This is a genomic window from Rhizobium sp. NZLR1 (genome assembly GCF_017357385.1).
Lineage (GTDB): Bacteria > Pseudomonadota > Alphaproteobacteria > Rhizobiales > Rhizobiaceae > Rhizobium.
The window spans coordinates 288,072-299,979 of the sequence record NZ_CP071634.1; the positions used below are offsets into that span (position 1 = coordinate 288,072).

The 11,908-nt window shown below is 61.3% G+C and carries 10 protein-coding genes and 1 pseudogene; 8 read left to right on the top strand and 3 right to left on the bottom strand.

The genetic code is table 11. From position 1 onward, the window contains the following. Nucleotides 1-46: 46 nt before the first annotated feature. The 6 genes from J3O30_RS27995 (at nt 47) to J3O30_RS33660 (ending at nt 5,555) form a co-directional block, all read left to right on the top strand. On the top strand, nt 47-334 hold the full coding sequence (locus J3O30_RS27995) for a XapX domain-containing protein (RefSeq protein ID WP_207585250.1): 288 nt from the start codon (nt 47-49) through the stop codon (nt 332-334). After that, nucleotides 334-2,316, top strand: a complete 1,983-nt coding sequence (locus J3O30_RS28000) for an amidohydrolase (RefSeq protein WP_207585251.1) — start codon at nt 334-336, stop codon at nt 2,314-2,316. The genes J3O30_RS27995 and J3O30_RS28000 overlap by 1 nt, the downstream gene beginning before the upstream one ends. A 175-nt stretch (nt 2,317-2,491) precedes the next feature. Then, nucleotides 2,492-2,935 carry a DoxX family protein gene (locus J3O30_RS28005; RefSeq protein ID WP_207585252.1) on the top strand — a complete coding sequence of 148 codons (444 nt, stop codon included), beginning with the start codon at nt 2,492-2,494 and terminating at the stop codon, nt 2,933-2,935. Continuing rightward, the gene (locus J3O30_RS28010) at nt 2,932-4,530 is read left to right on the top strand and encodes an MFS transporter (protein WP_207585253.1); all 1,599 of its coding nucleotides are present in this window, start codon (nt 2,932-2,934) and stop codon (nt 4,528-4,530) included. Before J3O30_RS28005 ends, J3O30_RS28010 begins: the two co-directional genes overlap by 4 nt. Nucleotides 4,531-4,697: 167 nt before the next feature. Next, complete coding sequence (locus J3O30_RS28015; RefSeq protein ID WP_207585254.1) at nt 4,698-5,375, top strand: YoaK family protein; 678 nt, start codon at nt 4,698-4,700, stop codon at nt 5,373-5,375. A 51-nt stretch (nt 5,376-5,426) separates the two neighbouring features. Next, entirely contained in the window at nt 5,427-5,555 is a 129-nt protein-coding gene (locus J3O30_RS33660; protein ID WP_259673798.1) for a hypothetical protein, read from the top strand. Here J3O30_RS33660 and J3O30_RS28020 read toward each other — a convergent pair. Beyond that, nucleotides 5,521-5,664, bottom strand: a pseudogene (locus J3O30_RS28020) (helix-turn-helix domain-containing protein); the annotation flags it as partial. The gene J3O30_RS33660 and the pseudogene J3O30_RS28020 overlap by 35 nt on opposite strands. A 568-nt stretch (nt 5,665-6,232) precedes the next feature. On the opposite strand from J3O30_RS28020, the gene J3O30_RS28025 reads away from it, so the two are divergent. Continuing rightward, nucleotides 6,233-8,557: an EAL domain-containing protein gene (locus J3O30_RS28025; RefSeq protein WP_207585255.1), complete on the top strand. Its 2,325-nt coding sequence runs from the start codon at nt 6,233-6,235 to the stop codon at nt 8,555-8,557. 41 nt (nt 8,558-8,598) lie between these two features. On the opposite strand, the gene J3O30_RS28030 is transcribed toward J3O30_RS28025, so the two are convergent. Further along, nucleotides 8,599-9,321 (bottom strand): response regulator transcription factor, encoded by a 723-nt coding sequence (locus J3O30_RS28030; protein WP_207585256.1) that lies wholly within the window; start codon nt 9,319-9,321, stop codon nt 8,599-8,601. Next, on the bottom strand, nt 9,318-10,571 hold the full coding sequence (locus J3O30_RS28035; protein ID WP_207585257.1) for a sensor histidine kinase: 1,254 nt from the start codon (nt 10,569-10,571) through the stop codon (nt 9,318-9,320). The genes J3O30_RS28030 and J3O30_RS28035 overlap by 4 nt, the downstream gene beginning before the upstream one ends. 280 nt (nt 10,572-10,851) lie before the next feature. Here J3O30_RS28035 and J3O30_RS28040 point away from each other — a divergent pair, with 280 nt between their 5' ends. Further along, nucleotides 10,852-11,868 (top strand): ABC transporter substrate-binding protein, encoded by a 1,017-nt coding sequence (locus tag J3O30_RS28040; RefSeq protein WP_207585258.1) that lies wholly within the window; start codon nt 10,852-10,854, stop codon nt 11,866-11,868. Nucleotides 11,869-11,908 lie beyond the last annotated feature (40 nt).

Below are 11,908 nucleotides of genomic sequence, written 5' to 3' on the forward strand. Positions count from 1 at the left end.
GATAACCCCGTCGGGGCGGTCTTTCCGTCATTCTGGAGGACATCCCATGAAAATCTATCTCCTGTCGCTCGGTGCAGGCCTGCTTGTCGGCATCGTCTACAGCCTGCTCAACGTCCGCTCACCCGCACCGCCGGTCATCGCTCTAGTCGGCCTTCTCGGAATTCTTGTCGGCGAACAGATCATACCGCTCGCAAAGACCTTGTGGAGCAAGGAGCCGGTAGCCGTCTCATGGCTTCATCAGATCAAGCCGCACATGTTCGGTCACCTACCCAAGGGCGGCGATCGTATCGACGTTGCTCATCGCGCAGACGGCCAAGTAGAGGAGCGGAGCTGATGACGACGCGGCGAACCTTCCTTGGAGGAGCATCAAGCCTGGCGTTTTCGAACCTCTTCTCACCGGCGAAAGCCGCCGATCTCAACCAGACCCGAGTAGACACCATGCATCCCGACCTGATCCTTCACAACGGCCGCATCACCACACTTGACCGGACCAATCCGAACGCGACGGCGATCGCCATCAAGGACGGGCTGTTCTTGGAGGTCGGATCCGACAGCGAGATCATGGTGTTGGCTGGCCCCGACACCAGGATCGTCGACCTCAAGGGCAAGCGCGTCCTGCCGGGCCTGATTGACAACCATACCCACGTTATTCGCGGTGGCCTGAACTACAACATGGAACTGCGCTGGGACGGCGTGCGCTCGCTCGCAGATGCCATGGACATGCTGAAGCGCCAGGTGGCGATCACGCCCGCGCCGCAATGGGTGCGCGTTGTCGGCGGGTTCACCGAACATCAGTTCGCCGAAAAGCGTCTGCCGACGATCGAGGAGATCAATGCGATCGCTCCCGATACCCCGGTCTTCCTGTTGCATCTATACGATCGGGCACTCCTGAATGGCGCGGCCCTGCGCGCCGTCGGCTACACCCGCGATACGCCGAACCCGCCGGGTGGTGAAATCACCCGTGATGCCAATGGCAATCCGACTGGCATGCTGCTGGCCAAGCCGAATGCAGGCATTCTCTACTCGACGCTCGCCAAGGGGCCGAAGCTTCCTCTGGACTATCAGGTAAACTCGACCCGCCACTTTATGCGCGAACTGAACCGCCTTGGCGTGACCGGAGTGATCGACGCGGGCGGCGGCTTCCAGAACTATCCGGACGATTACGAGGTCATCCAGAAGCTGTCGGACGAGAACCAGATGACGGTTCGTCTGGCCTACAATCTCTTCACGCAGAAACCGAAGGAAGAAAAGCAGGATTTTCTGAACTGGACGCAGTCGGTCAAATACAAGCAGGGCAACGACTATTTCCGTCACAACGGTGCCGGCGAAATGCTTGTCTTCTCCGCCGCCGATTTCGAGGATTTTCGACAGCCACGTCCTGAAATGGCTCCGGAGATGGAAGGCGAGCTGGAAGTGGTGGTCCGGGTTCTTGCCGAAAACCGTTGGCCGTGGCGCATGCACGCCACCTATGACGAGACCATCTCCCGCTCGCTCGACGTGTTCGAGAAGGTCAACAGGGACATCCCGCTCAAAGGCCTCAACTGGTTCTTCGATCACGCGGAGACCATATCGGAACGGTCGATCGACCGCATTGCGGCACTTGGCGGCGGCATCGCCACTCAGCATCGCATGGCCTATCAGGGCGAATATTTCGTCGAGCGCTACGGCCATGGCGTGGCGGAAGCCACGCCGCCGATCAAGCGCATGCTCGACAAGGGCGTGAATGTCTCGGCAGGTACGGATGCCACCCGTGTCGCCTCCTACAATCCGTGGGTCTCGCTCTCGTGGATGGTGACCGGCAAGACAGTTGGCGGAATGCAACTCTACCCGCGTGCCAACTGCCTTGATCGCGAGACGGCGCTTCGCATGTGGACCGAAATGGTCACCTGGTTCTCGAACGAAGAGGGCAAGAAGGGCCGTATCGAAAAGGGCCAGTTCGCTGATCTGGTCGTGCCGGACAAGGACTTCTTCTCCTGCGCCGAGGACGAAATCTCGTTCCTCGTTTCGGAGCTGACCATGGTCGGTGGCAAGATCGTCTACGGCGCGGGCGACTTCAAGACGCTCGACGAGAACGACATCCCGCCCGCGATGCCCGACTGGTCTCCTGTCCGCAAATTCGGCGGCTATGCCGCCTGGGGCGAGCCGGAAGGTGCCGGTGCCCGTTCGTTACGCCGCACGGCAATCTCCACATGCGGATGTGCCAGCGATTGCGGCGTGCATGGGCATGATCATGCCGGTGCTTGGACGTCCAAACTTCCGATCGCCGACCTCAAGGGATTCTTCGGCGCTCTCGGCTGCTCCTGCTGGGCAGTCTGATCTCGGCTTCACGCTTGGGCGGCCACGCCGCCGCCCGAGCAATCCATTTCATAATTTCAAAAATCGCAATTGAATCGAAACGATTGCTGCAATTGTTGGCAGGGCGGTAACCAGCCAATATCGCTCCATCAAACGCAGCCGCTCGTTCAGACCGGCGAACCTGCAGGGAGCAGATATGACCAACCAATCACATATGTCGAATCCAGTTCGGAGCAGTCTGGCCCGCGTCGTCGGCTCTCCTGTCACGCGAACGGTGTCGCTGCTGGCGCTCTGCGCCGCCTATATCCAGGGACCGCTCACCAAGATCTTCGATTTCAACGGCGCATTGGCCGAGATGGATCATTTCGACCTCCATCCAGCGGCCTTCTTCGCAGTCGCCGTCATCGTCTTCGAACTCACGGCTTCCGCCATGGTGGTCTCGGGCTTCCTGCGCTGGACAGGCGCCCTGGCGCTGGCTGGCTTCACGCTTCTCGCGACCTTCATCGCGCTCCGCTTCTGGGAAATGGCCCCGGGCATGGACCGTATGATGGCGGCCAACGCCTTCTTCGAGCACCTGGGCCTCGCAGGCGCATTCGTCTTCGTTGCAGCATTTGACCTCACCAAGGGAGCAGGCAAATGAGTGCCGCAAAATCATCCGGGGGAACCTTCGGGCCCCTCGCACAGCCAGTCTTCGCTGTTCTGTGGATCGCCACCGTCGTTGGCAACACCGGAAGTTTCATGCGCGACGTCGCCAGCTCCTGGCTGATGACGGATCTGTCCGCATCGCCCGCCGCAGTCGCCATGGTTCAGGCGGCCGGAACCCTGCCGATCTTCCTGCTTGCCATCCCGGCAGGCGTTCTCACCGACATCCTCGATCGCCGCAAGTTCCTGATCGCTGTCCAGCTCCTGCTGGCATCCGTCAGTATATCCCTGGTGGTTCTGTCCCAGACAGGCATGCTTTCGGTCAGCGCGCTGATCGGCCTGACCTTCCTCGGCGGCATTGGCGCCGCGTTGATGGGGCCGACCTGGCAGGCGATCGTTCCGGAACTGGTGAAGCGCGAGGACGTGAAGAGCGCGGTGGCGCTCAACTCGCTCGGCATCAATATCGCCCGCTCCATCGGGCCTGCTGCGGGCGGCCTGCTTCTCGCAGCCTTTGGAGCCGGGATCACCTATGGCGCGGATGTCGCAAGCTACATCGTGGTGATCGCAGCTCTGGTCTGGTGGCCACGGGCGAAGGATGCAAACGACGCGCTTCAGGAGAACTTCTTCGGTGCCTTCCGCGCCGGACTTCGCTACACCCGCTCCAGCAGACCGATGCATGTCGTCCTCCTGCGGGCCGCCATCTTCTTCGCCTTCGCCAGCGCCGTCTGGGCGCTCCTCCCGCTCGTCGCCCGGCAACTGCTCGGTGGGGATGCCAGCTTCTACGGCATCCTGCTTGGTGCGGTCGGAGCTGGTGCGATCGGTGGAGCCTTGGTCATGCCGAGGCTGCGCGAACGCCTGAGCTCGGACGGTCTGCTTCTTGGCGCAGCACTGATCACCGCAGTCGTCTTGGGTGTCCTGTCGCTTGCCCCGCCGAAGATCGTCGCCATCATCGTTCTTATGTTCCTCGGGGGCGCATGGATCACCGCCCTGACCACGCTCAACGGCGCAGCGCAGGCTGTTCTACCCAACTGGGTGCGCGGTCGTGGTCTTGCCGTCTACCTGACCGTATTCAATGGTGCGATGACTGCCGGAAGCCTCGGCTGGGGTGCTGTCGGCGAAGCTGTTGGCATCCAGTCTACCTTGCTCATTGGAGCGGCTGGTCTTCTCGTTGCCGGTTTCATCATGCATCGCGTGAAGCTTCCTGCAGGCGATGCCGACATGGTGCCGTCCAACCACTGGCCCGAACCGCTTGTCGCCGAGCCGATCGCCCATGACCGTGGTCCGGTTCTGATCCTGATCGAGTACAAGGTCGAGAAGCAGCACCGCAGTGCGTTCCTGCACGCAATCGATTATCTGTCCAAGGAGCGTCGCCGCGATGGAGCATATGGCTGGGGCGTTACCGAAGACTCGGCTGACCCGGAGAAGATCGTCGAGTGGTTCATGGTGGAATCCTGGGCCGAACACCTTCGCCAGCACCGGCGGGTTTCCAATGCAGACGCCGACCTTCAGGGCAAAGTTCTGACCTACCACGTCGGCCCGGAGAAGCCCGTCGTCCGTCACTTCTTGACCATCAATCGGCCTGATGCCGCATAACGAAAACGCAAAGGGCAGGGCGGCTTCGGCCGCCCTTTCCATTATGTCGCCTGGCGCAATGAATTCGAAACAATTGATGCAATTGCGAGAGCCGACGATCAGCGGCAAAACTCAGGTGCCGTGCGAGACACGAAATTACGGCAACAGCATCAGTCGAGGTCACGATCATGAAACTTCCTTCCCTTCCCACACTCCTGAGCTTTAATGGCGGCTATGTCGACACACTCGGCTTCCTGTCGCTTTCCGGGCTGTTCACCGCCCATGTCACTGGAAACTTCGTGACGCTAGGTGCCACGTTGGCGCACGGTCTGGACGGAGCATTGTCAAAACTCCTGGCACTACCGATGTTTTGTCTGGTCGTTTTTGTATCACGTCTGGTCTGCCTGAAACTTCAAAGTCGGGATCGCTCACCCATCCGGCCAATGCTTGTCGTCAAGCTGCTGCTGTTTGTGGGAGTTGCTGCCTACGCACTCTTTCATGGCCCGTTTCGGGCTGAAGAAGGGGCCGTCACACTGGCGGTCGGCATGGCCCTGGTTTCGGCGATGGCTATTCAGAATGGGCTTCACAAGGCGCATCTGTCGAAAGCGCCGCCTTCCACGCTGATGACCGGCACGACCACGCAGATCATGCTCGATCTCGCGGACATTCTGGCCGATCCGAAAGCCGACGAAGTCGTGACAGCGAAAGCACGGGTTAAAAAGATGGCAGCAGCCGTCGCGACCTTCGCCCTCGGCTGCGGTGTCGGCGCTGTCGGTTACATGTACGCTCCCGCAGCGGCGTTCAGCCTGCCTGCGGTAATTGCCACGGTCGCGCTCTTTGCAAGCAGCGCAGGTGCCGAGTCCTGAAACCCGACAGCCCCTTCGATATTGATCCGTCGAATCGAAAAGGACACCACTATGGACATCGGCAGTGAAGCAGGCGGCGTCGCCAGCCTGATAGCCCCCATTCTGAAATATCTCGGTCGCGGAATATTGCTGGGGCTCGAAATCCTAGCGTTACCGCATAACCCCGAACGCCATCGCTGATCCGGCTGTTCGACGGCCGGCCGATCGCCTTGTGCCGCACCGACGCCGCGCCGCCAGTGCCGATACGGTTCAGCAGTCGGCAAACCTGGCGCTCGCTCAACTCAAGCACACATGCGCCGCGCTGCGAAGATTCTCGCTATGGCGACGATTGCATGGCCGCGATCGCTTCAGCGAAACCAGACCGGCTGCACCGGCATGGTCATAAGCCTGCAGCATGAGTCCAAGCAGTAAGTTGACATTGACCAGCATATCAAGAGGCGAGACTGTCGCATCTCTAACTGGCCCAACTGTCGCATTACTAAATAGAATGTACCCTCCTACATCACAATGTGGCGTAATCTGTCTTATGGAACTTAGGGGATCGCGGTTGCCGCCGGATTGGCAGCCTTCGGAATATACAACCTTGTCGCGGCGCGGTACCGCGTCATTTCCGGTCCGTCATTGGCAGACGCCAAAGCGTTCACTCCCGCTGGGGAGCTCCTGAATACCACTTTGTCAGAGGTCGGCTTGCTTCGGCCGAAGCTGCGGTTTGTGGCCACCTTTATTCGCGGCTTGCCAGGTGACGCTTTTTCTCGTCTTTTCGTTGTGGTTTATGCATGGATTAGTTGCATTTTAATGATGCCTATATGATTTCGTTAGGTCCGCTTTGGCACCCTCCCCCACCTTCGGGAGATGCCATGTTCACTGTGCTTTCATGTATCGCCGACCAGCATGACTGGACGTTGCTTTTCGTTGCCCTGGCGATCTGCTGCTTCGGCAGCCTGACGGCAGTCTTCATGCTGACGCGTGCGCAGGAATGCGTGCGGCACCACCACCACTACTGGCTCATCGCCGCTGCCGTCGTTCTCGGCGCCAGCACCTGGGCAACCCATTTTATCGCGATGCTGGCCTATGCCGGTCCGGTGCCCATCGGCTACGACGGCCCTCTGATCGTTCTGTCGATTATCGCCGCCGTCGTTCTGTTTGCGGTAGCGGTTGAAATCGCTTTCATGAATGCTAGCCGGCTTGTCCAGGCGTCTGGTGGCGTCTTGGTCGGCATTGCCATTGCGGCGATGCACTTCGTGGGGCTGCTCGCGATCACGCCTTTCAGCATGGTCTCACTCGCCGTAGATAAATCGATCGTTGCGTGTATGTTGGCAATCGTGTTCGGCATGGTTGCGGTTGCCGTCCTACGGCGGAGCGCAGGCAGCCGTTCCTACATTTTCGCCAGCGCGGCGTGTATCGTCCTGGCGATCTGCAGCCTGCATACCGTGTCGATGAGCGGTGTCCAGATCACCCCTTCCGCCGAGCCCGTCCATGCCGATTTGTCATCGGTCGATCGGATCGCCATCGCCATCGCTGTATCGATCATCTCGACATTGATCCTGCTCGGAGCCGCCGCAGCCCTGTTTCTTGACCGTCATTTGACCGATCTGCGCGGGCTGGCGAACGCCTCGTTCGAGGGGCTCGTCATTGCCCAGGAGAATGTCGTCATCGATCTCAACGAGAAATTCGCGGCGATGGCCGGTAAGGCAGCTGCGCTTCTGAAAGGGCAACCGGTCGAGGCGGTGCTTGCGATCGAAAGACGCCTTGGCATCGACACCTGCCAAGGCGCCGTGTTCCGAGAGGGCCAGGACAGGATTCCGGTCGAGATCCTTGCTCGAACGATCGAATATCGTGGGCGCGAGTGCCAGGTCATAGCCGTACGCGATCTGACCGAGCGCCGTGAGGCGAGCCGCAGGATCGAGCATATGGCGCGCCATGACCCATTGACCGGCCTCGCGAACCGTCGCGAGTTTGACCGGCGTTTCGAGATGGCGATTGCCGGCGCTGCAGAAACACCAAGCGGGCTGGCGCTTCTTGCCCTCGATCTGGACCGTTTCAAACTCGTCAACGACACGTTCGGCCATGCCGAGGGGGACGCAGTTCTTCAGCGGGTTGCGCAGGTCTTGGTCCGCACCTTGCCACCGCATGTCACGATCGCTCGCATGGGCGGAGACGAATTCTGCATCATCCTCGCAAATACGTCCCGCCAACAGACGGAAGCGTTGTCGGCCGATCTGCTGAAGACTTTCGCCGGCGAGTTCGCAGATCTCGCAACCTCTTCGGGATTCGGCGCCAGCATCGGCATTGCCTTGTACCCGGAGCACGGCGTTACCGATCGGCGCCTCAGAAACAATGCCGACATGGCGCTTTACCGGGCCAAGAGCGGCGGCCGCGGCAGAGCCTGCACATTCGAGCAGGCGATGGACATTGAATTGCATGCCAAGCGGCAGCTCGAGCATGATCTGCGGCACGCACTCGGCAAAGGTGATCTGTTCCTCGTCTACCAGAGGATCGTTGACACATCCTCGCAAGAGCCGTGCGGTTACGAGGCATTGTTGCGATGGCGTCATGCAAGCAGAGGCATCCTTGCACCGGCAGACTTCATCACTGTCGCCGAAGAAACCGGCTGCATCATCCCCATCGGGATCTGGGTCCTGGAAGAAGCTTGCAGCGAAGCAGCCTCGTGGAAAACCCCGCTGACGATCGCGGTCAACATCTCGCCGGTTCAGTTTCTGATGCCGAACCTGGTGGAGCAGTTCTCGCAAATTCTTGCGAAAACCGGACTGCAGCCTGACCGCCTGGAGCTTGAGATCACCGAGTCGGCGCTGTTTCACGATCGGGCTGCCGTCCTTTCCACGCTCGGTCAGCTGCGCTCGATGGGGATCCGGATCGTCCTGGACGACTTCGGGACCGGTTATTCCTCGCTCAGCAACCTCCGCGATTTTCCGTTCGACAAGCTGAAAATCGATAGACGCTTCCTTGCCGGCATCGGCGTCGATCCCACCATCAGGGCGCTGTTTGAGAATGTCATCGAGATGGCGTCGACGCTCAACCTGCCGGTAATTGCCGAAGGGGTCGAGACGCAGGAACAGCTTGCGATCCTTCATGCAAGCCATCCGGCGCAGATGCAGGGCTTCCTGTTCGGCAAGCCCGAGGCAGCACCGAGCAGCCGCGCGCCGTTGAAAGCCATCGCCTGATCCGCCTGGGCAGAATTATGGGCTTTCCAGCAAGCTCCGGACTACTTTCCGTCTAGCCACTCCTGCAGCTCTGCCTCGGCCCGCTCCAGAGCGCTGTAGTTCAGCAGCTTGCGCAGGAAAGCCACCGTAATGGCGCGGGCGCGGAGATTGAAGCGGCCGTCCTCGTGGTCGTCGCCGGCGCTCTGGTAGACGTCGAGCTTGTCGTAGAGCTGCTGCAGGCGGTTCTGCACGCTACGCAGCGACAGGCTGCGGCGTTTGGCAATGGCCCGGTCGGTGAGACCGAGCGCGATATCGACGAGGATCTCGTATTCGGAATCGGTAAAGCCGTTCGCCTGGCCGAGGCTCTTTTGCTGCAGGCCGCGCACCTCGCGGTCGATGACGCACTGGCTCTCGATGAAGATCGAGCGCAGCGCCAGCTTCAGCCGCTCGTCGGAGGCGGATTTCAGCACATAGCCGTAGGCTGCGCCATCCGGCACGATGCGCGAGACGCCGCGCACATAGGCCTCGTCCGAATAATTCGACCAGAACAGGATGCGGGTCTCCGGCCGCTCCTTCCAGATGGTGCGTGCCGCCTCGATGCCGTTGCGGCTGACCATCTGCAGGTCCATGACGATATGCGCCGACTTGTGGTCGCGGGCGAGCTTCTCGCCGACGGTGCCGTTCTCAGCCTCGATCACCGTATCGCATTCCGGCAGGGCGGCGTTGACAGCCTCATGCAGATAGGAACGGTGCAGCGGGTCGTCCTCGACGATCAGAACCTTCATCGTGTCTCTCCTCGGTCCGGGCCGCTCGCCGGGTCGTGCGGGGTTAGCGGTAGCACGACGCGCACCACAGTCCCGCGATTGTTGTGGCCGGGGCCGGTGGCGAAGCGCGCTGAGATCAGCCGCGCACGGGTCTTCATATTGTCGATGCCGCCGCCGATCCGTCCCCGCGCCTTGGCGAGCCCGGTCCCATCGTCGAAGATTTCGATCGACAGCCGCTCCCCGTCGGCCTCAAGCCGCACGGTCACGGCCAGCGGGGCGGCATGGCGCACCGCATTGTTGATCGCCTCCTGGGCGATCCGGAATAGCGCGACGCTGACGGTCGGTTCCAACCGCTCCAGTGCACCATGCGTTTCGTCGACGAGGCCCCATTCGATGGCCGATCCCGTGTCGCGGGTCGATCGGTCGAGATGATGCTCGATCGCCTGCGCGAGACCGAAGAGCTGGAGCACCGAGGGCTTTGCCTGTTCGATGATCTGCCGCAGATCCTGCATGCAATGCTGCAGGGAACGGGAGACCGGCTCCAGCGCCTCGGGCGCCACCTCGCCGTTGCGCGACAGCCGGTCGATCCGGCGGGCAAGCCGCGTCAGGTCGGCAAGCGTCTGGTCGTGCAGGTCCATGCCGATCCGCTGGCGTTCCTGCTCCAGTGCCTCGGTCAGCTTCAGCGCCCCCTGCCGCAATCCCTCCTCGCGGGCGCGAGCCTCCGCCTCGACGATGGCCGAGCGTTGCGCCTGCTCGGCAGCCTGCAGCGCGAAGAAATAGGGGGTCAGCAGGTCGGCGATGATGCGGGCGCGTTCGATATCCTCCATCGTGTAGACGCCCGCCGTTCGCGACGAACAGGAGAGCGCGGCGATGATCGTGCCCTGCACCTTCATCGGCACATGCAGGCGGCTCCTCAGCGACTCTTCGACGATCGGCCGCTTGAAGGCGCCCTCGAAGTGGAAACGCGGGTCCGTCATGGCGTCGTCCGCCAGCAGAAAGTCCACCTCGCCCCAGAGCAGCGAACGGATCGGGCTGTTGACCACGGGCGCGCCGGCAAGGTTGCCCCAGGCGGTTTCGATGCCCGTCTCGTAGGCCGTATGGTAGTTGCCTCCCTCAAGAAGCACACAGACATCGAGATGGTCGTGCGGGATGATATGAGCGACTTCGGCCGCAACCGAACGGATAGCCGAGCGGAAGTCGAGCTGGCCCGCGAGCAGCCGAGAAATACCGAGATAGTGGTCGAACATGGCTGCGGGTGCGAGATGCAGCATGGTAGTTCCTCCCCGAGACGGCAGCAGGCTCCTCAACCCGCGGCGATCCCCTTGCAGTAAGCGCCCACGGAAGCGCCGCCGTCTTGCGTAAACCCGCAGCTAATTGCGCAAAACCCGCAAACGACTTGCTGCCTTGCCCCTGTACAGGCCGGTCGATCTCCCGCATCCTGCCCTTACTGAGAGGAGGAAGCTCAGTGCAAGAACAATTTTCACTCGAGCCCGATTGGGTTGGCAGGAGTGAAGCGATCCGCCGACCAGCGCGATCATCAGGGAGGAAGACATGACAATCCGCAAGATGCTTCTGGCATCGGCCGCTATTGCTTGCGCCGCGATGCCCGTTTCCGCCTTTGCCGACACAGCGGCCAAGAAAATCGCCCTTTCCAACAACTATGCCGGCAATTCGTGGCGCCAAGCCATGCTGACGAGCTGGGGAAAGGTGACGGGTGAAGCCGTGAAGGCCGGCGCCGTTGCCGCAGCCGACCCTTTCACCACCGCCGAGAACCAGGCGACGGAACAGGCCGCGCAGATCCAGAACATGATCCTGCAGGGCTATGACGCCATCGTGCTGAACGCAGCCTCGCCGACGGCGCTGAACGGCGCGGTCAAGGAGGCCTGCGACGCCGGCATCACCGTCGTTTCCTTTGATGGCATCGTGACCGAGCCCTGCGCCTGGCGCATCGCCGTCAACTTCAAGGAAATGGGCCGCAGCGAAGTCGAGTACCTGTCGAAGAAACTGCCTGATGGCGGCAACCTGCTCGAAATCCGCGGCCTTGCCGGTGTCTTCGTCGACGACGAGATCTCGGCAGGCATCCACGACGGCGTCAAGCAGTTCCCGCAGTTCAAGATTGTCGGCTCCGTTCATGGAGACTGGGCGCAAGACGTGGCGCAGAAGGCTGTTGCCGGCATCCTGCCGAGCTTGCCCGACATCGCCGGCGTGGTAACGCAGGGCGGCGACGGTTATGGCGCCGCACAGGCGATTGCGGCGACAGACCGGAAGATGCCGATCATTATCATGGGCAACCGTGAAGACGAACTGAAGTGGTGGAAGGAGCAGAAAGAGGCGAAGAGCTACGAGACCATGTCCGTGTCCATCGCGCCGGGTGTCTCCACGCTCGCCTTCTGGGTCGCCCAGCAGATCCTCGACGGCAAGCAAGTCAAGAAGGACCTCGTCGTGCCCTTCCTGCGCATCGACCAGGACAATCTCGAAACCAACCTTGCCAATACCCAGGCCGGCGGCGTTGCCAACGTGGAATACACGCAGGCAGACGCGATCAAGGTCATCGAGTCGGCAAAGTAAATCTCCCGGCGACCGCCGCGCGCCCGCAAATGGCCGCGCG